Raw genomic sequence first — 18151 nt, forward strand, 5'->3', positions numbered from 1 at the left:
TGAAGCATTAAACGCTTCGTCCCTTTGGTTGCTTATTGATCAACGTGCGTTAAGCAGGAATTGCTTCAACACGATTTTTTAGCAAGTCAATGATGGCAGTTTTTTCCAGTAGACCCACCAACATACCATTGGGTTGAACCACTGATAAAGCAGTTAGCTTGCGCTCTTCCAGCAGTTGCACGACTTCTGATAAAGGGCGATCGCCGGTCACTGTCAATGATGGCTCAATCGGAGTCGCCAGAGTTTGCACCGGGGTTTCTGCCCAAAGCGCACTGGGGATCGTTTTTAGATCGTCTATCGCGATCGTGCCCACCAATTGTCCATCGTCATCAGTGACTAAAAACTGACGCCAGTTCTTCACATCCAAAATTCGCTGATCAGCAAACTCTCGTAGGCTCAGCGATTGCGCTACGACAGGACTGTCTGCAATCACCGCATCGGCGGCGGTCAGCCCTGCCAGTTTGTCTTGCACTGTGCCGTACTGAGCAGCCTGACCCGCATTTTGCAACAGAAACCAGCCAATCAGCACATTCCAAAAGTTGATGCCAGCCCCAAACAACACGAGCGGCAGGATGCCTGACGCGATCGCCAGCCAGCCAAAAACTTGACCCACACGCCCTGCGAACTTCATGCCTTTGTAGGGATTGCCCGTAATCTTCCAAACCAAAGCTTTTAAGATATTGCCACCATCCAACGGCAAGCCAGGAATCAGGTTAAACAGCGCCAGCGCCAGATTGACAGAAGCCAACACGCCAAGAATTGCAGCCAGTGGACCCGAAACTCCAGTCAGCGCCGCCAATAGGGTTACAGAACCCGCAATTAATAGGCTAACCAAAGGTCCGGCGATCGCCACCCAAAAAGCATCCCCTGGGGTTTCCGATTCTTTTTCTAAACTGGCTAAGCCGCCAAATAGGAATAAAGTAATCGACTTTACGCCAATTCCTTGCTTCAGTGCCACAAAACTATGTCCCAACTCATGAGCTAAAACGGAGCCAAATAGCAGTAGTGCAGTGACCAAGCCCAGTCCCCAGGAAACGCCACCAGGCAACGTTGGAAACTGCGCTGCTAATCCAGTGCCATAGCTGAGGGTGACTAATCCCAGCACCAAAAACCAAGATGGATTGACGTAAAAGGGAATTCCAAACAAACTGCCAACACGAATGTTGTTATTCATACCCGCGACCTCTGATGTAGGTTGAGCAATCTAGATTTAATAGAGTCATTTCTTTTTTCATGTTCCTACTGTAACGAAATGTAAAAGACTTGTTAATACTTCCCTCGACGTAATTACCGCCCGTCTCAGTTCGGTTAATTGGGACTAGGGAAAAAGGCAACAAGGCACTAATTTTCAGATTCAACAGGGCAATCAAGATTAAGGCGCACTCCTTCATAGATCGCATCCACTGCAACCTCAATCCCTAAACTGTGTAGCGCCAAAGTTTCACCTGCCTCATAGAACGTGCAAAGCCACATCCGTCCTTCTCCCCGCCGAAAGTAGTCCACCGCGACTTGTGTTGTATCAATCAGAACATATTCTTGGAGACTAGATAAAGCACTGTAAGACTTAAACTTATCGCCCCGATCATAGCCACGAGTGCCGGGAGAGAGAACCTCGACAAACAGTGTTGGATGAGTGATGGGATCCTGGGCGGCAAAGTCTTCAGGATGGCAACTGACGACTACATCAGGGTAAAAGTAGGCATTGAGCTTAGTAACATTAACTTTGGCATCTGCCATATTGATTCGACAATTGTTGGCACGTACAGTTGGGCGCATCAGACTCAACAGGTTAATAGCAAGGTCATTATGGGCTAAGGTGCCGCCACTCATAGCAAAGATCTCTCCATTCAGGTATTCGTGGCGAGTTTCTTGCTGGGTCTCCCAGGCTAGATAGGCTTCAGCAGTCATTTTGTGGGGTTGGGGGACGGCACTCATAGCAGCTTGACAGGTGAGAAGACATCCTTACTCTAGCGATCGCTGACTGGCTCAATCTGCTCTGGCTTTGAGAGTGGCAACTAGCTCTAAAAGCCATGAGCGAGTCTACAAATAATAGTTTTTTAGTGAATTTGCATAATTCGCAAATGAGATGGTGATGAATCTGTAATCGATAGGGTTAGGGAGACGAAGGCGTAAACGTCTAACTCTTAAATACTTTCAGCATTTTTTGGAGTAAGGAACAGAATTCTATGAAATTTATTGTTGCGTTATCTAGTCTTGCCCTGGTTTCATTCTCTGGCGTTTCTCCCTGTTTTGCCGCCAATCAAACAATCGGGCGATCGCCCAATCAACCTTTGTCGAGTCAGGCTTTACCCAGTGCCGCAAAGCCGGTTCAGGTAGTTGGATTTGGTTTTGGTGACATTCTAGCTCCCATAGAGCGCGGTCTTAACATGGTTGAGCAGGAGAAACGTCGTCAAGAGGAGCGAGAACGTCGAGAACAGCTAGAGAAAGAAAGACAAGAACGCCTTGAGGCTCAAAAAAAGCGTCAAGAAGAACTACAAATCGCTAGACAAGCGGCGACTGAAAAGCAGCGCCTAGAAGCTGACCGTCGCCAGAAATACTTTGAGAGCCTTTCTCCGGCTGAGCAACAAGCCTACATTGCTGAGCAACGTGCTAGACAACAGAAGGCAAATGAAGTGTCCGCTAGGCTGTTTATGATGATTGTTGATTCAGTCACTCGTCCTAATGTCTGTCGCAGTGGCTCTTGGTTTACGGGTTATACCTATTACGAGTGCTAACGTTAGCGTTCCTAAATGTCTTCTGGTCACAGGGGGAAGTCAAGTACACGCTTTTCCCCTCGCCAACCGATCCTAGGATGTGCTTGGGTTCCAGAAGTTTTGCCAACCATCAACAGCAAAAAGGAGGAAATGAGGGGAATTTTAGAGCGATCGCGGCGGTATTGGTTTGAAGTCATGGCATCAACTCAGCCACGTCGGAGTGAGGAACTAGGATGTTACAAGAGAGGTAGGTTATGCGTACCAAAAAAGCGATCGCGTTCGCAGGATTGATGGTGGGTTTGGTGAGTCTGGCTCCGCTGGTGGCAGTGCCGGGAATGGCGCAGACCGGGGCACAGACGGCAGCACAGCGAAAAACGGAAGCTGCGCGATTATTGCAGCAGGGGATTGAGCAGATTGAATCCAGACAACCTGAAAATGCTTTGCAGCCTCTAGAGCGTGCTTTACAGGTTTATCGAGCTATTAAAGACCGTCGCGGGGAAGGAAACGCACTGGCTAATTTAGGGCGCGCTTATTTTGCGTCCAAAAGCTACGCCAAAGTGATTGAATATTCTGAGCAAAGTTTGGCGATCGCGAGAGCCATCAAAGATAAAAAACTTGAAGTGGCAGTATTAAAAAGACTGGGGCTAGCTTACTCCCGAAGCGGAAATCACCCTAAGGCGATCGCATCTGTTGAGCAAACTATAGCAATTTATCGAAAAAGCAACGATCGAGTCGGAGAGATAAGATCTCTAGGAGATTTGGGGTTTGTTTACTTTGGGGTTGGTAACTATATCAAGGCAATTGAGTTGCAGAAGAAGGGTGTGGCGCTTGCCGAAAAGTTGCAAGATAACTCTGTAATCTTCGAGGCACGAGGCAATCTTGAAGAGAGTTATATGGTTCTTAGAGGTAATGGCTTTGCGCTATGGCAACGGGGGATTGAGCAAGAGCAAGGCAATCAGTTTGAAGCTGCGATTCAATCCTGGGAAAAGGCTTTACAGATCTCCCGTGTTCTTCAAGATCAAGCTACTGCGTTCTTGAAAGCAGAAACCATCATGGAAAAATTAGGAAATGCTTATCACAAGCTCGGCAATTATGCGAAGGCAAGGGAACATCAAGAAAGCCGCCTAGAGATCGTCCGTGAGCCTGCAAGAGCCTCTGGTGACACGGCATTGGAAGGGCGAGCCGGAAGTGACCTTGCATACACTGATCTCGCGCTTAGCAACTATTCTAAAGGAGTCGCACAACTAGAACAGCGGTTAGCCACTGCGCGGGAGAACGGAGACAGTCTAGAGGAAGCCAAAGCTTTAAATGATTTGGGGAACGCGTATAGCGAACTGGGTAGTCATAAGAAAGCCATTGAATATTACGAAAACAGCTTAGCGATTATACGAAAGTTTGGCAATCGTATTCAAGAAGCAGTCGTGTTGTCCTATTTGGGAAATGCTTATTACAGTCTTGGCGATTATCCTAAAGCGATTAGTTATTACAAACAAGGGTTGCCGACACGCCAAGGTCCAAAGCTCCGGGGCGCTCACCAATTGCACGGGGCTATGCTGGGTTATCTGGGAGGTGCTTATTACAAGCTTGGCGACTATACGACCGCGATCGACTATTACGAGAAAAGTTTGGCGATCGCTCGCTCAATCAGCGACCCACAAAGAGAAGCAAGCAGATTAGGAAATCTTGGAAATGTCTATAGCGCTCTGCGTGACCAGGCAAAGGCAATTAAATACCGTGAGCAGGGCTTAGCAATTTTTCGAGATCTTAAGGATCGAGCAGGTGAAGGAAGTTCATTAGGAGGTCTGGGAAGCATCTACGAGAGTTTTGGTAATTATCCCAAGGCAATGGAGTATTACCAGAAAAGCCTTGCAGTTCAGCAAGAAACCAAAAGCCGAGAAGGGGAGAGAATTTTTCTTGCAGACATTGGTTCGGTTTTAGAAAAGCAGAATCAAGTAGACCTCGCTATTATTTTCTACAAACAATCGGTTAACGTGAGTGAATCGATTCGGCAAGATACTCGCGCACTCGCTCAAGATTTACAAGCTTCTTACACGGAATCCGTAGCCAGTACCTATCGCCATCTTGCGGATTTGCTCCTAAAGCAAAACCGGATCATGGAGGCAATGCAAGTGCTAGATTTGCTCAAGGTGCAGGAACTTCAAGACTATTTAAAGGACATCAAGGGCAATCAGTTGACGGCGCAGGGGCTGCCACTGTTGCCGCAGGAACGGGAGATTGTGCAAGCGTTTAAGCAGAATCCAGCGATCGCTCAAACTGCATCCAGTCCAGCAGTGATGGCGTTGATGGCACAACTGCAAAAAACGGCAGCCACGCAAAACCTGACGCTACCTGCTTACAAAGACGTGCAAGCTCGGATTCAAAAGCTCGGCAAAAACATAGCCCTGTTTTATCCGCTGATTCTGGACGATCGCCTAGAACTGGTGCTGTTTATGCCCGATCGCCCACCGATTCGCAAAACAGTTAACGTTAAACGGGCTGAGTTTGAACGGGAAATTCGCACGTTTCGGACATTACTTCCCGACACGGATCTCGCGGCATTATCCAAAATTCGCCAATCTGCCCAACAGCTTTATACCTGGCTTGTGCAGCCGATCGATGCAGAACTGAAAGCCGCCAAGGTGCAAACAATCGTCTATGCGCCCGATGGACAGATGCGCTATGTGCCCTTAGCAGCGCTGCATGATGGCACGCAATGGCTGACTGAACGCTACCAGATTAATTATTTAACCGCATTGGCGCTGACTCCAATTGATACGCCCGATATGCGATTCCGCAAAGCGGATCTCTCACGAGAATCGCCCACTGCCCTAACAGGAGCCTTAACTCAGGGAAAAACAGTCACCGTGGCGGGAACTGCTTATACCTTTGAGCCGCTTAAATTTACCCAAGCGGAAGTGGAACAGGTTGCCAAAACGATTCCCAATACCAAAGCGCTGATTAACCAGCCCTTCAACCGCAAGAATTTACTGGCGCAAATGCCCCAATCTGCGATCGTGCATTTGGCAACCCACGCGAAATTTGGTGGCACACCAGAAGAGTCGTTCATTGTGTTGGGCGATGGCGATGTGGTGACTTTGCGGGAAATCGAAGCCTGGAAGTTGCCGAATGTGTCGCTGTTCGTGCTGAGTGCCTGTGAAACAGGATTAGGCGGTAAGTTGGGCACTGGGCTGGAGATTTTGGGGTTTGGCTATCAGATGCAGCGGACTGGATCACGTGCTGCGATCGCATCTCTCTGGAAAGTCAAAGACGACGGCACATCCGAGTTGATGAGTGAATTTTATGAGGCGCTACAAAAGGGTGGTTCCAAGGCAGAAGCTCTACGACAGGCGCAAATCCAATTGATTAATGACGGCTATCGTCCGCTCTATTGGGCACCGTTTATCCTAATTGGCAATGGCTTGTAAGGGCAAAAGTCGCTATTTAACTATTTGCCATGGGTTTCGCAGGGGGGCGCAGAAATGGAGCGATCAAGCCAGTTAACAGCTTGTTGCAATCGGGGTAGGGCTTCTTCGGGCTGATTTTTGAGCAAGAAAACCAGCGCCGCGATCGCTTGCTCAGAAGCTCTCGCTTTCCGGTTTGCCTTAAGACGATGCCAGTCTTTGTCGGTGATCGTCAGCTTTGTCATCAACGCCTGCGCTAGTTCCTCCGCGCTAAAATCTGCAAAGCTTGGTACTTTTTTACCGGGTTCATCCAACTCGGAAACTGGGATAAAACCGTTCACTATTGTCATGAGCAGTATCCTTAAAGGGTGCTAATCATTCTTACTGTACTATGTCTCACCCTGGCACTGATGAACCGAATTTTGAGCAGGAATTGATGGAAGTGGAGCGATCGCTGCAAGAACTCAAAGATCGCCATAGCCAAGTGCAACAAGCCCAAGCCACTCAAGCCACTCTACAGCAGCGCCAAGCACACATTAAGCGCCAACTTCAAAACACTGCTTCCCCAGAACTCAAAGTAGAACTTCAGCACATTCAAGATAACCTGGATGACTTAGAAATGAAGCTAGAAAGCCGTTTGTTTAGTTGGGAGAAACCATTTTGGCAAATTGTTCGTTTTGGTGGGCTAGGCATGGTGATTGGCTGGTTCATGGCGATCGCAGTATTACAACAGCCTCAACCCTCTCCTCAACCTTCACCAAGGACATCTCAAAATGGATAGCAGTTCACAGAGATAAAGTGCAAAGCCAAGTTAGAGGGGCATCTCATCAAGCACCCCTCTAGAGAAACTGTTACTTTATTCACCGTTTAGACAACTATATCTCCTACAAATAGGGCAACCTCGTCTAAATATTGCCCATAGTCATAAGTTGTATCGAAATCGCCGTAGGGAGTGGTGCCTTCAGCTACTACGATGCCATTTGTAAACGAGACGGTGCCTGAATATTGCGGTATTTGTGGAATAAAATCAGCGATTAGCTGACTCAGATTGAAAGTACCTGCAAAAGCCCCTGCCGATGAACCTAGGTCGCTGATTAAGCTACCATTAGCGATCGCTAAAGTGCCGCTAACACTGGTTAAGAATTCAGACAGTCCCTCAGTCACTTCTGTAGCTGCATCAAAGTTAAAGTTGAAAGAACCCAACGGGGTAGCCAATGCTACGATCGCGGTTCCATCTAAAAACGTGACATTTCCTGAGAGTGCTGTTAGAGGCACAACCGCTTCGCCACCGGGAACCTGAGCAAGTAAGTCAATAGCTACCGTGCCTGTATTTAGGTCAATCGTCGTCTCTGAGCCACTTACCGGAAAAGTGTACTGAGCGTTCTGAGGAAAATTGATCGCAAAATCAACATCTCCAAAGGGCGTAGTGAGGTCTGTCACTAACTGACCGCTACCAAAATCAATCGTCCCTGCCACATTTCCCAGCGATGTTGGCAAATCGATTGCAATCTGTCCATTTTGAAATGCCACCGTTCCATCTAATGTGGTAATCCAATCCCCTACAAAACTGCTAACCAGTTGAGCAAAATTAAAGCTACCAACAAAGTCTTCGTCTCCTAGATCTAAATTTCCAGAGGCGATTCCATTAGCAAGATTCAACGTTCCATTCACCTGACTCAGGGTGTCTAGGAAATTGTTTGCTAAGTCAGTGACGTTCGCCGTTCCTGTTAAAGCGCCAAAGGGTGAATCAATTGCACTAACCAGCACTCCGTCTGCCAAGGTCACAGTACCCTGAATTTCATCCAAGGAATTAACAATATTGACCAGCGATGTCTCTAACTCTCCAGCAGGCGCAGGTGCAGGCGGACTGCTAGAAAAGCCTAACCATCTCCGGGAAGGAACGCTTGGAATGGCTTCAGTAAAAAGGCTAGCGGTTTGAGACAGTCCTGAGTTTAAAGAATTCTGATCAGTCATTCCTATATTCGACCCGGAATTGACACTCAGATCAAAATTTGTTGAATCTACCATTGTTATCTCCTTATGCTCTCAGATGCAGACCTACGAGGGCATGCAAAGCAGTTGATTAGCTTTGCCAAACATAGTTAAGCCCTGCTTTTTTTGTATAAGCGATCGCTTGCCCATCAACTTGGGCAATTGTTACTCCCGTGAGAAAGATAACGAAAAGCGCCTTTTAGCTACTCAGTCTTTAGAGGCATTTGTATAAATTTTGCTGAAATAGAAATTAGGCAAGCTGAATCGCATAAAACCATAGGGGCACAACTCACACCATCCGCATTATTTTGATGGCATTGCTGAATCCTGGGATGAAAATATCTGAGCTACCCTCACCCTAGCCCTCTCCCAAAAGGCGCAGAAACAAGAGTTTTGGCTCCCTTCTGCATCGCAGGGCTAGTTCATCAGTGGTAGAAAAATGATAATGGGTGATGCTCTTTCACCCCTAGCTAGCCATGAGCCTGATTGATGCTCTCAAACAAGTACGAGACTATCGAACCCAACCCCAGTATCCATTGTGGGTGATTTTGTTGCTGGTACTGATGGCAACGATGAGCGGGTGTGTGGGGTATCGAGCGATCGCGTGCTTTGTGGAGCGCCATCAAACCCAATTGTTAGGGGTACTCGAAGTGCCCTATGAGCGGTTACCCTGCTACTCGACGATTCGCCGCGCTTTGGTGCGAGTGGACTTTGAGGCGTTAACCGAGGTTTTCAATCAATGGGCACAGGAAACGGTTGAGCTGGAAGAGCAAGCCGCTTGTGCCGTTGACGGCAAGAGCATCCGAGTCAGTCTGAGAGATTACGACCAGGCGTATCAAGATTTTGTCAGTGTGGTGTCGGTGGTCAGCACTCGACTGGGACTGGTCGTTGGGGTGCAATCCATGCACAACAAAACGAGTAGTGAAATTGTAACGGTACAAACCTTGTTGGAGCACCTTCAGTTGCAAGGGGTGTGTTTTAGTTTTGATGCCCTGCACGCCAAAAAAAAAACAGTTCAGCAAATTATAGCCAGTCAGAACCACTACTTAATTGCCATCAAAGGGAATCAACCCAAATTATTAGCCCAAATCCAGCAGCAGTTTGAACACTCGTCTCCCCTCAGTTGTCACGTGGACTCAGAGCGGACGCGCAATCGCTCAACCCAACGCCGTGTGTGTGTATTGGAGCCAAGTGCCACCATTGACCCAAGTTGGGTCGCTCTTAAACGAGTGATTCGGGTCGAACGCACCGGACTAAGAGCAGGCATACCCGTTTCACAGACGGTGTTTTATATCAGTTCGCTGGCAACCGATGCCGCCGAGTTTGCCCGTCGTATCCGGCAGCATTGGCACATTGAGAATCGCCTCCACTGGTGTAAAGATGTGGTCTTTCAAGAAGATACGACTCCACTGTGTGAGGGTCACGCTTTGATTAATATGGCAATTGTGCGAACCTTTGCCCTTAATCTCTTCCGGCAGCATGGGTTTGACTCTTTGACTCAGGCGATTCGACAGGTTGCTCATGATATCCCTCGCCTATTTTCCTTCTGCCAATGAATCAGCCCTGCTTCTGCATCGGGAGAAGGGCTGGGGATGAGAGCAATTCCTCCCACTACTCAGCAACGCTTATTTGATTTGTTGAAAGAGCAACACTGGTGTTAACAGTTAGTAAGCTGCTTAGAACTCTATACTTTGAAGAAGTGAATGCGAGGAATGGATGAGCATGATTGAACTTCTCCCGGTAGGTATTGGAATCGGCTGTTTTGCGATCGCCTTTGTGCTTGCCAGTTTGGTGGAATATTGGATTCATCGACTCATGCATAAACCGCTGCAATTGGGGGAACGTCACCGGGATCACCATCGCCGCAATGAAGGGCAGGGAGTTGTCTGGGAGTTTTTGGATTACGTCAAAGGCACGGTTATTTTATTGATACCGATGTTTTTTGTCTCTCTACCCGCTGGCATTGGCTGGAGTTTGGGCGCGGTCGTATACGCGGCTTTTTCCTCCTACGCCCATCAGCTTCAGCATGAAAATCCGACTAAGTGCTTTTGGATGAAAATGCCAGTCCACTATGTGCACCACAAATACAATATGTGGCATCACAACTTTGGCTTAGGCGTAGACTGGTGGGATCATGTTTTTGGCACCTATAAAGCGGTGGAATGGCTTACCGACGAAGATCAGTCCTACCCAAAACGCAGCTATTTAGAATTGAAATGGTGGTAAACCGAGGGCGATCGCACTATCCAGAACGGTTTAGGACACGCAATCAGACGTAGCCATAGACCGATCTCTTCAACCCTATAATCCGACCTCTAATCTCTGCTACACAGCGCCCAATTCCAAAGATTTTCCTTGACTCTGGTGTCGTTTGAAAAGCCTGTGCTATCGTTCCAACATTCTTTCCCAAAATTATTGTGAAATGGAGGCATTGTATAGGCTGTGAGCTATTTTAGTGAGGCAAAAGCGCATTTTGTTGCGAGTCACCAAAATCCGATTAACCAAGCACTCCACCATCTGACAAACTTATTGGCGATCGCGGCTGTTATTTTCCTATTTATTGAGTGGCGCATCACTTTGATCTGTCTGGTATTGACCCAGGTTTTTGCACTGGGCGGTCATGCTTTTTTTGAGAAAAATGAACCTGCGTTTGTCAAATATCCCGGAATCACGATTCTGGCATCCCTATCCTGGTCGTTTGAAAACTGGTTTGGGTTACGCCAAGTTTTAGTCTGGGGCAAAGGGGCGAGAGGGTGAGAGTTTTGAATTCAAAACTCAAAATTTAGACCTCAAAATTACCTTTCAACTTTCTTCTGAGTTGTTGATCACTTTTTAAGGAGCGTTATGTACGACGGTTTACTGGTTATTGACGCAGATGCTCACAAAATTGAAAATCCTTTGGTAATGCTGGATTATCTAGAGCCGCAATATCGCGATCGCTTGGGTTTGATTATCGACAGTTTGGGCGATCAGCGGATCAAAATCATGGATTTCAACCCCAAGACGGGGCAAAACGATCTGGTTCAGTTGTTTCCTCAGCCCAGCGGACTGGGGAAAGGTGGATTTCGGACATTGCACCCCGAAACCACGCTAGGAGCCATGTTTAACCATGTGCGAATTGAACATATGGATCGAGAAGGCGTGGATATCCATGTGATTTATGGCACCTTGAATCTGATTTTCTCTAGTTTGCTCGATACCGATCTGGCTATCGCATTCTGCAAGGCGTATAACACCTACATGGCAGAGGATTGTCGCGGCTATGGCGATCGGCTCAAACCCATTGGCGTATTACCCTTGCAAGATGTCAGCGAAGCGGTCAAAGAACTACATCGCTGCGTTGAAGAACTAGGCATGGTTGGGGTTGCGGTGCCGCCCAATGTTCCGGTGCCCCATCCTCGCGCTCCAGAAGCCTTCCCCGAAATTCGCACTTGCAAAGCCATTAGTCATCCTGACTTTCGCCCAATTTTGCAAGCTGCGGTGGATTTAGATGTGTCTTTGGGGATTCACGGCGCGCCCGGTTCCTTTATGATGGGTGGCATTGCCGATCACATGGAAACCTTTGTGCTGACTCACATTTTTGTGCAGCGCAATCAGCAACAGCACGCTATGACCCGCATGGTATTTGATGGCGCGTTTGAGCAATTCCCAACGCTGCGGGTTGGCTTCTTGGAAGGCGGCTGTGGTTGGCTACCCGATCTTTCCCACGCGATGCATGAACATTGGGAAAAGCGCGTGCGTGATTTTGACCCCAAAAACCCCTATCGCCCTTCCATGATGGAGATGACGCGCCTGATGATGCAAGAGCGCGGCGGTCGTAATAGTGCCAACGTCCTTAGCCAGGTAAAAACCCTGTTTGACTTGATGTGGTCAGCCGAGCGTGACCCCGCCAAGATTGACGATGCCAGTCTTTATGAACATGCCGATCTGCGAGATCGCGACCCATTGGAGTATTTTGAGCGGGGGCAAATCTTCGTCTCCTTCGAGTCAGATGATCCCGCTCCGACCTATCTTCCCCAAGCAATGGGCGAGGTAGGCAAGCGAGTCGCCTGCTTCTCTGGCGATTATGGACACTGGGACGGCGTGCTGCAAAACTGCGTCCGCGATGCTGCTACCCAAGGCGACTACGATCGCGATTACCTTAGCCGCCTCCTCGCTGGAAATGCCTTAGCTCTCTATGGCGATCGCCTGCGTCAATCCCTGCCTTCCTCCTGCACAATATCTGCTGATTTAGCAACCGCGACTCGATAAGAGCTAAGGATCACACGACAAAGCTAGAAGCCTGCCCTTGAGCCGCTTGCCAACTGCGCGCATCGTAGTATAAATCTTCTAGAGAAATACTGTAGAGGGCTTCTTTGAGCTTATGGTGCAGGCGGTTCCAGAGGGTGAAGGTGACCCAATCTTCGGCGTGGGCATCGTTGGGATGGTGATGCGGTAAGGGATCAACGCTCTCCCCTACCGCTTCTAAGATTTGCCCTAGGGAAATTTGTGCCGGAGGACGAGCAAGCTGATACCCGCCCTGCGATCCCCGCAGCGATCGCACTAAGCCCGCCCGCCGCATCTCAATCAACAGTTTTTCTAGATAAGGAGCGGGTAGATCTTGCCGCTGGGCGATCGCGTTTACAGACGTTGGACCAAACTTTGGCTGAAAACTCAAATCTAGCAGTGCCTTAACGCTGTAATGTCCACGGGTCGTTAATTTCATCAGGCGAAGCGCGAATATTAAAAGCAACTACCGATAGCTTAAGCCTAAATCGCGATTTCCAGGATTGCTTTGCGGGATCGGCACCTTAGTGGCGTAGGTGCATCAACTCCTGAAGCGATGCTAAAAGATTCACTTTTGCTAGCACAATTTGCTGACTTGAGTTAAGGACAAACGTCCAAGATACGGTTACCGTAAACCAAGGCGTTTGCACTCGACCCACTACCAAAAATTCAGCACTGTCCAAAACATTCTGCCCATATTGGGGTAAAAGGACGAAGCCCTTCGCTTCCTGTTGCAGGTAAGCCGCGATCGCCTCTGATCCAATCACCATTGCTTCAAAAGGGGGCTGCAAAACACCCTCTAGTGCAAAAAGCTGACTGGTTGCCTCAAAATTGCCTGCATTGAACGTCTCAAAGTATTGAAAAATTGTGGGTTCATCAATGCCCTCAATTGATGTAACCTCAGGGTTTATGGTTGCCTCTGAAAAAGTATGTGCTAGAGCATTTTTCATTGCGTTGCCCCAAATAAGCCCAAGTGGAAGATAATCTCATATCCACCAGAGTAAAGAGTAAAGCCCACTGAAACTACCTGCCGTTAGATAGATCTAGGGCGATCGCCTATTTACTTTAAGGAGCGATAACCAAACGTCTGATCTCCCTGTGATCTCTGCCTCTATGCCACCCCCCTATGCCAACTGACTTCACACTGCAACTTAAACAAAAAGCTCTGGAATTAGGCTTCCACAAAGTGGGTATTGCCCCTGCCAGCCATCTAGATCCTGCTGTTTCGGCTTTGCAATCTTGGCTATCTCAGGGTTACCACGCTGACATGCGGTGGATGGCAAATCCTAAACGGGAGGACGTTCAGCAGATTATGCCAACGGCGCAGTCTGTGATTTGTGTGGCGCTCAACTACTATGCGCCCGTTTCCCGCCCTGATAGTAAAGACTACGGCAAGATTTCTCGCTATGGTTGGGGACGCGATTATCATCGGGTGCTGCACAAAAAGCTGAAGGCGTTGTCTACTTGGCTGCAAGCTCAAGGAGAAAATGTACAGGCGCGCTACTACGCCGATACGGGACCCGTGCAGGAAAAAGCATGGGCGCAACAGGCTGGTATTGGTTGGATTGCTAAAAATGGGAACTTGATCACGCGAGAATACGGCTCTTGGATCTTTTTGGGAGAAGTGTTGACCAATTTGGAGTTGACGGTCGATCGCCCTCATACGGCTCATTGCGGCACCTGCACCCGCTGTATGGATGCCTGCCCAACGGGGGCAATTCCGCAGCCGGCTGTCGTGGATGCCAATCGCTGCATTGCTTATCACACGATTGAAAATCGATCGGAAACGCTGCCAGACGCGATCGCCTCTCAGATGCAGGGCTGGGTGGCTGGCTGTGATATTTGTCAGGATGTCTGCCCGTGGAATGAGCGCTTTGCCCAACCCACGGATGTGGCTGAATTTCATCCTTATCCTGCCAATGTGGCTCCCCTGCTAACTGAACTGGCAACGCTCTCCGATGAAGAGTGCGATCGCCGTTTTCCGGCTTCCTCCCTACGCCGGATTAAACCTTATATGCTGCGACGAAATGCCCAAGCAAATTTAGATGTAGAAAGAGAATAAAAATAATCATGGGAAAAACCTTGAAAATTTGTTACATTACTTAACAGAAGAGTTAACCTCTTGATACAACCTTTGCCTTCCATGGATTTTTGGGCTTTATGTCCCAGCAGTGCGCCCCTCAAACAGAATCGCCTACCCTACAGCAGTTACGGTCTGAAAATGCTGAATTGCAGCGATTTTTTGATGCTCAAAAGCAGGTGATCGCCTCTTTGGAGCGACGGGCTGGGCGATCGCTCGATGTGCTGGCGGTTCATATAGAGCAACTTTCAAACACCCTAGATGCCTGTGACGATTGGCAAAACGCGATCGCCTCAGTTCAAAGCGAGGTGGATGCGCTGTGCGACTTGTTGAATGATGCGATGGTGCTGCAAAAGCTAGAGGCAGGCAAAGTCGAACTGCATTTACAGCCGTTAGAAACTGCTACCTTGCTGTCATCGGTTAGCCGCCACTTAGTGAGAGCCAAGCAAACAGGTTCATCGTCTTTATTATGCGAATTTGATCTTTCGCTGCCACCGATTTGGGCTGACCCAGAGTTGACCGAGGCAGTTTTGACTGATCTGCTGGCACGGGGGCTGCGATATTCTGATCCTAATTCGCCAGTGATTCTTGGCGCTAGTTCCGTGGGTGAGCAGGTCAATATCTTTGTCGCGGCGCAGCGGTTTGCACCACTGGGCGATCGCGATTTTGCTACCGAAATTGTTTTGTGCTGCCGCCGGATTGAAGTCCAGCAGGGAAAAGTAACCTGCGACCATCGTTCGGATGGACTGCAAGTCGTTAAAATCTCCCTGCAACCCTGTGAGCCTACTATTTCACCGCAAAAGATCTCAGATTGACCTTTGTCTAGTTCACTACGCTACATAGCCTTAGACAGACCAACTGTTACTATTCGTAAAACCTAATAGCGATTGGAAGAAATTGCCCGGTAATAGTAACGCTGGCTACCAGAATTTCTTGGTAAAGCCGCTAAGAGTTTTACTAGCTCTTCATGAGTCACTTAATAGATTGGGCTATGTCTAGAGTGCGATCGAGTAGTTCAGGTCAACTTTGAAAGGCAACACAAAGAAAACATGGTAGCAACACCCTCAAAATCAATCGCAGAAAACTCCATTAGTGCATTTGGATATGCCCGCTCCACCATTGAAGGCTCCCCCCTTAGCGCTGATGAGCTTCGCAAGATGCACGCGTTCTGGAGGGCTGCAAACTACCTAGCAGTGGGCATGATTTATCTGCGGGACAATCCCCTGCTGAAAGAACCCATCAAACCTGAGCAGATTAAACAGCGATTGCTTGGGCACTGGGGATCTAGTCCAGGGATTAGCTTTCTCTACACTCACATGAACCGAGTGATTAAGAAATTTGACCAAGAAATGTTGTTCATGGTGGGTGCAGGACATGGTGCCCCCGGCTTCATTGGGCCTTGTTACCTTGAAGGCAGCTACTCCCGGTTTTACACCGAATGCGGCGAAGACGAAGCTGGAATGAAGCAGTTCTTCAAGCAGTTCTCATTTCCTGGCGGCGTTGGGAGCCACTGCACCCCCGAAACTCCAGGGTCAATTCATGAAGGCGGTGAGCTAGGATACAGCCTCTCTCATGCTTTTGGTGCAGCCTTTGACAATCCAAATTTAATTGTGGTTGCCATGCCTGGTGATGGAGAGGCGGAAACTGGACCGCTGGCGACCTCTTGGCATTCCAACAAATTTATCAACCCCGCGCGCGATGGTGCCGTTCTGCCGGTTTTGCACCTGAATGGTTACAAGATCAATAACCCGACGATTCTCTCTCGCATCAGCCATCGAGAACTCAAGGCGCTGTTTGAAGGATATGGATATGAGCCTTATTTTGTGGAAGGATCTGATCCTGAATCGATGCACCAAGCAATGGCGGCGACGATGGATCATTGCATTGCTCAAATCCACAGCATCCAACAAGAGGCTCGTTTTAATGGCGTGACCACTCGCCCTATTTGGCCAATGATCGTACTGCGATCGCCGAAAGGATGGACAGGACCAGATTATGTAGATGGTCGCAAGACGGAAGGCTTTTGGCGATCGCATCAAGTTCCCATGGGTGGCATGCACAGCAATCCAGAGCATGTGCGCCAATTGGAAGAATGGATGCGGAGCTACAAGCCAGAAGAGTTGTTTGATGCGAATGGCACCCTGCTGCCTGAGATCAAAGACATGGCTCCCACGGGTGACAAGCGCCTCGGTTCCACACCCTATGCCAATGGTGGGCTGTTGCTACGCGATTTGCACATGCCCGACTTCCGGCAATATGGCGTGCAGGTTGATCACCCCGGTTCAATTGAAGCTAGCAATACGGCTCCTTTAGGGGTGTTCCTGCGGGATGTCATGAAAAAGAACATGACCAACTTTAGGGTGTTTGGACCGGACGAAAATAGCTCCAACAAGCTCCATGCCATCTACGAAGTGAGCAAAAAGTTTTGGATCGCCGAATTTTTGCCAGAAGATTTAGATGGCGGTGAACTGTGTCCCGATGGGCGAGTCATGGAGATGCTGAGTGAGCATACGCTGCAAGGCTGGTTAGAAGGCTATCTGCTGACTGGACGGCATGGATTTTTCTCCACCTATGAAGCATTTGCCCATGTAGTTGACTCGATGTTTAATCAGCACGCAAAATGGTTAGCGATTTGCAATGATATTCACTGGCGAGCAGAGGTGCCATCTTTAAACATATTGATTACTTCTACGGTTTGGCGGCAAGACCATAATGGGTTTACTCACCAAGATCCAGGCTTTATTGATGTAGTGCTGAATAAAAGCCCAGATGTGGTTCGGGTCTATATGCCGCCTGATGTCAACACGTTGCTGTCGGTAGCAAATCACTGTCTCCGCAGTAAGAACTATATCAACGTGATTGTGTGTGATAAGCAAATGCACTTGCAGTATCACAGTATGGATGATGCGATCAAAAACTGCACCAAGGGCATCGACATTTGGGAGTGGGCAAGCAATGACCGAGGAGTAGAGCCAGACGTAGTGATGGCGACGGCAGGAGATATTCCCACTAAGGAATCGTTGGCAGCCTCTTGGATGTTGAGGGAGCATTTCCCTGATTTGAAGATTCGCTTTGTTAATGTCATTGATCTGTTCAAATTGCAGCCTGAAAGGGAGCATCCTCACGGATTGAGCGATCGCGACTTTGATAGTCTTTTCACCCCTGATAAACCCGTTATCTTCAACTTCCACGGCTATCCTTGGCTGATTCACCGCCTCACCTACAGCCGCACAAACCACAGCAACATTCATGTGCGCGGCTATAAGGAGAAGGGAAATATCAACACTCCGCTAGATTTGGCAATTCAAAACGAGATTGACCGCTTTAGCATTGCTATCGATGTGATTGACCGGGTGCCTAAACTCAAGGTTGCGGGTGCTCATGTCAAGGAAATGCTTAAGGATGAGCAGATTTCTTGCACCAGTTATGCTTATGAATACGGCATCGATCGCCCCGATGTGGTGAATTGGAAATGGCCAGGTTAACGACTCATTGAGCCAATCAGAAAGTGCCACCACGCTTGCTGATTGGCGTGAGTTTCACGGATTGCCCCGGTAATGTTTGTGCCTGTTATTGGAACCACTATGATTTCCGCTTCTATCGGGTGGGGGTAGGTTTAGCAGGTGTCTCAAGCCAGTCGCATAGGGCATAACCCGCAAAATCCAAATGGAAATCTTTACTTCTCAGCGAATCTGTTC

General features: G+C 48.6%; 17 protein-coding genes. 10 read left to right on the top strand and 7 right to left on the bottom strand.

Features of this window, described 5'->3' with window-relative positions; genetic code table 11:
- Window positions 1-49: 49 nt before the first annotated feature.
- Both AC1S5B_RS24125 and AC1S5B_RS24130 read right to left on the bottom strand, forming a co-directional pair.
- Window positions 50-1174: a site-2 protease family protein gene (locus AC1S5B_RS24125; RefSeq protein ID WP_482038205.1), complete on the bottom strand. Its 1125-nt coding sequence runs from the start codon at window positions 1172-1174 to the stop codon at window positions 50-52.
- A 167-nt stretch (window positions 1175-1341) separates the two neighbouring features.
- The gene (locus AC1S5B_RS24130) at window positions 1342-1935 is read right to left on the bottom strand and encodes a Uma2 family endonuclease (protein WP_482038206.1); all 594 of its coding nucleotides are present in this window, start codon (window positions 1933-1935) and stop codon (window positions 1342-1344) included.
- 251 nt (window positions 1936-2186) lie between these two features.
- On the opposite strand from AC1S5B_RS24130, the gene AC1S5B_RS24135 reads away from it, so the two are divergent.
- A complete protein-coding gene (locus tag AC1S5B_RS24135) occupies window positions 2187-2735 on the top strand; it encodes a hypothetical protein (protein ID WP_482038207.1) in 549 nt (182 codons plus the stop codon).
- 26 nt (window positions 2736-2761) lie between these two features.
- Here AC1S5B_RS24135 and AC1S5B_RS24140 read toward each other — a convergent pair whose 3' ends face one another.
- Window positions 2762-2911, bottom strand: coding sequence for a hypothetical protein (locus tag AC1S5B_RS24140; protein ID WP_482038208.1), 150 nt, complete (start codon window positions 2909-2911; stop codon window positions 2762-2764).
- Window positions 2912-2968: 57 nt separating this feature from the next.
- On the opposite strand from AC1S5B_RS24140, the gene AC1S5B_RS24145 reads away from it, so the two are divergent.
- Window positions 2969-6139, top strand: coding sequence for a tetratricopeptide repeat protein (locus AC1S5B_RS24145; protein ID WP_482038209.1), 3171 nt, complete (start codon window positions 2969-2971; stop codon window positions 6137-6139).
- Window positions 6140-6159: 20 nt separating this feature from the next.
- Here AC1S5B_RS24145 and AC1S5B_RS24150 read toward each other — a convergent pair whose 3' ends face one another.
- The gene (locus tag AC1S5B_RS24150; protein WP_482038210.1) at window positions 6160-6465 is read right to left on the bottom strand and encodes a DUF6439 family protein; all 306 of its coding nucleotides are present in this window, start codon (window positions 6463-6465) and stop codon (window positions 6160-6162) included.
- 41 nt (window positions 6466-6506) lie between these two features.
- Here AC1S5B_RS24150 and AC1S5B_RS24155 point away from each other — a divergent pair, with 41 nt between their 5' ends.
- Window positions 6507-6896, top strand: a complete 390-nt coding sequence (locus tag AC1S5B_RS24155) for a sll0565 family protein (protein WP_482038211.1) — start codon at window positions 6507-6509, stop codon at window positions 6894-6896.
- An 86-nt stretch (window positions 6897-6982) separates the two neighbouring features.
- On the opposite strand, the gene AC1S5B_RS24160 is transcribed toward AC1S5B_RS24155, so the two are convergent.
- Window positions 6983-8143 (bottom strand): hypothetical protein, encoded by a 1161-nt coding sequence (locus tag AC1S5B_RS24160; protein WP_482038212.1) that lies wholly within the window; start codon window positions 8141-8143, stop codon window positions 6983-6985.
- Between the two features lie 440 nt (window positions 8144-8583).
- Here AC1S5B_RS24160 and AC1S5B_RS24165 point away from each other — a divergent pair, with 440 nt between their 5' ends.
- The 4 genes from AC1S5B_RS24165 (at window position 8584) to AC1S5B_RS24180 (ending at window position 12358) form a co-directional block, all read left to right on the top strand.
- Window positions 8584-9663 (top strand): ISAs1 family transposase, encoded by a 1080-nt coding sequence (locus AC1S5B_RS24165; RefSeq protein WP_482033858.1) that lies wholly within the window; start codon window positions 8584-8586, stop codon window positions 9661-9663.
- Between the two features lie 166 nt (window positions 9664-9829).
- Window positions 9830-10333 (top strand): sterol desaturase family protein, encoded by a 504-nt coding sequence (locus tag AC1S5B_RS24170; RefSeq protein ID WP_482038213.1) that lies wholly within the window; start codon window positions 9830-9832, stop codon window positions 10331-10333.
- 216 nt (window positions 10334-10549) lie between these two features.
- Window positions 10550-10864 carry an Mpo1-like protein gene (locus AC1S5B_RS24175; protein ID WP_482038214.1) on the top strand — a complete coding sequence of 105 codons (315 nt, stop codon included), beginning with the start codon at window positions 10550-10552 and terminating at the stop codon, window positions 10862-10864.
- A gap of 87 nt (window positions 10865-10951) precedes the next feature.
- Window positions 10952-12358, top strand: a complete 1407-nt coding sequence (locus AC1S5B_RS24180) for an amidohydrolase family protein (RefSeq protein WP_482038215.1) — start codon at window positions 10952-10954, stop codon at window positions 12356-12358.
- A gap of 10 nt (window positions 12359-12368) precedes the next feature.
- Here the strand turns inward: AC1S5B_RS24180 and AC1S5B_RS24185 are convergent, their stop codons facing one another.
- On the bottom strand, window positions 12369-12812 hold the full coding sequence (locus AC1S5B_RS24185) for an Rrf2 family transcriptional regulator (RefSeq protein ID WP_482038216.1): 444 nt from the start codon (window positions 12810-12812) through the stop codon (window positions 12369-12371).
- An 85-nt stretch (window positions 12813-12897) separates the two neighbouring features.
- A complete protein-coding gene (locus AC1S5B_RS24190) occupies window positions 12898-13323 on the bottom strand; it encodes a nuclear transport factor 2 family protein (RefSeq protein ID WP_482038217.1) in 426 nt (141 codons plus the stop codon).
- A 176-nt stretch (window positions 13324-13499) separates the two neighbouring features.
- Between AC1S5B_RS24190 and queG the strand changes: the two genes are divergently transcribed.
- The 3 genes from queG to AC1S5B_RS24205 all read left to right on the top strand — a co-directional run bounded on the left by queG (window position 13500) and on the right by AC1S5B_RS24205 (window position 17938).
- Window positions 13500-14435, top strand: coding sequence for a tRNA epoxyqueuosine(34) reductase QueG (gene queG / locus AC1S5B_RS24195; protein ID WP_482038218.1), 936 nt, complete (start codon window positions 13500-13502; stop codon window positions 14433-14435).
- Window positions 14436-14533: 98 nt separating this feature from the next.
- Entirely contained in the window at window positions 14534-15268 is a 735-nt protein-coding gene (locus tag AC1S5B_RS24200; RefSeq protein WP_482038219.1) for a sensor histidine kinase, read from the top strand.
- A 234-nt stretch (window positions 15269-15502) separates the two neighbouring features.
- On the top strand, window positions 15503-17938 hold the full coding sequence (locus AC1S5B_RS24205; protein WP_482038220.1) for a phosphoketolase family protein: 2436 nt from the start codon (window positions 15503-15505) through the stop codon (window positions 17936-17938).
- Window positions 17939-18151: the final 213 nt, after the last annotated feature.

The organism is Leptolyngbya sp. CALU 1928, from assembly GCF_056784215.1.

What these genes read in the sequence shown, in the direction of transcription:
- AC1S5B_RS24125 (WP_482038205.1), bottom strand. Translation starts at nt 1,174, where the DNA reads ATGAATAACAACATTCGTGTTGGCAGTTTGTTTGGAATTCCCTTTTAC.
- AC1S5B_RS24130 (WP_482038206.1), bottom strand. Translation starts at nt 1,935, where the DNA reads ATGAGTGCCGTCCCCCAACCCCACAAAATGACTGCTGAAGCCTATCTA.
- AC1S5B_RS24135 (WP_482038207.1), top strand. Translation starts at nt 2,187, where the DNA reads ATGAAATTTATTGTTGCGTTATCTAGTCTTGCCCTGGTTTCATTCTCT.
- AC1S5B_RS24140 (WP_482038208.1), bottom strand. Translation starts at nt 2,911, where the DNA reads ATGACTTCAAACCAATACCGCCGCGATCGCTCTAAAATTCCCCTCATT.
- AC1S5B_RS24145 (WP_482038209.1), top strand. Translation starts at nt 2,969, where the DNA reads ATGCGTACCAAAAAAGCGATCGCGTTCGCAGGATTGATGGTGGGTTTG.
- AC1S5B_RS24150 (WP_482038210.1), bottom strand. Translation starts at nt 6,465, where the DNA reads ATGACAATAGTGAACGGTTTTATCCCAGTTTCCGAGTTGGATGAACCC.
- AC1S5B_RS24155 (WP_482038211.1), top strand. Translation starts at nt 6,507, where the DNA reads ATGTCTCACCCTGGCACTGATGAACCGAATTTTGAGCAGGAATTGATG.
- AC1S5B_RS24160 (WP_482038212.1), bottom strand. Translation starts at nt 8,143, where the DNA reads ATGGTAGATTCAACAAATTTTGATCTGAGTGTCAATTCCGGGTCGAAT.
- AC1S5B_RS24165 (WP_482033858.1), top strand. Translation starts at nt 8,584, where the DNA reads ATGAGCCTGATTGATGCTCTCAAACAAGTACGAGACTATCGAACCCAA.
- AC1S5B_RS24170 (WP_482038213.1), top strand. Translation starts at nt 9,830, where the DNA reads ATGATTGAACTTCTCCCGGTAGGTATTGGAATCGGCTGTTTTGCGATC.
- AC1S5B_RS24180 (WP_482038215.1), top strand. Translation starts at nt 10,952, where the DNA reads ATGTACGACGGTTTACTGGTTATTGACGCAGATGCTCACAAAATTGAA.
- AC1S5B_RS24185 (WP_482038216.1), bottom strand. Translation starts at nt 12,812, where the DNA reads ATGAAATTAACGACCCGTGGACATTACAGCGTTAAGGCACTGCTAGAT.
- AC1S5B_RS24190 (WP_482038217.1), bottom strand. Translation starts at nt 13,323, where the DNA reads ATGAAAAATGCTCTAGCACATACTTTTTCAGAGGCAACCATAAACCCT.
- queG (WP_482038218.1), top strand. Translation starts at nt 13,500, where the DNA reads ATGCCAACTGACTTCACACTGCAACTTAAACAAAAAGCTCTGGAATTA.
- AC1S5B_RS24200 (WP_482038219.1), top strand. Translation starts at nt 14,534, where the DNA reads ATGTCCCAGCAGTGCGCCCCTCAAACAGAATCGCCTACCCTACAGCAG.
- AC1S5B_RS24205 (WP_482038220.1), top strand. Translation starts at nt 15,503, where the DNA reads ATGGTAGCAACACCCTCAAAATCAATCGCAGAAAACTCCATTAGTGCA.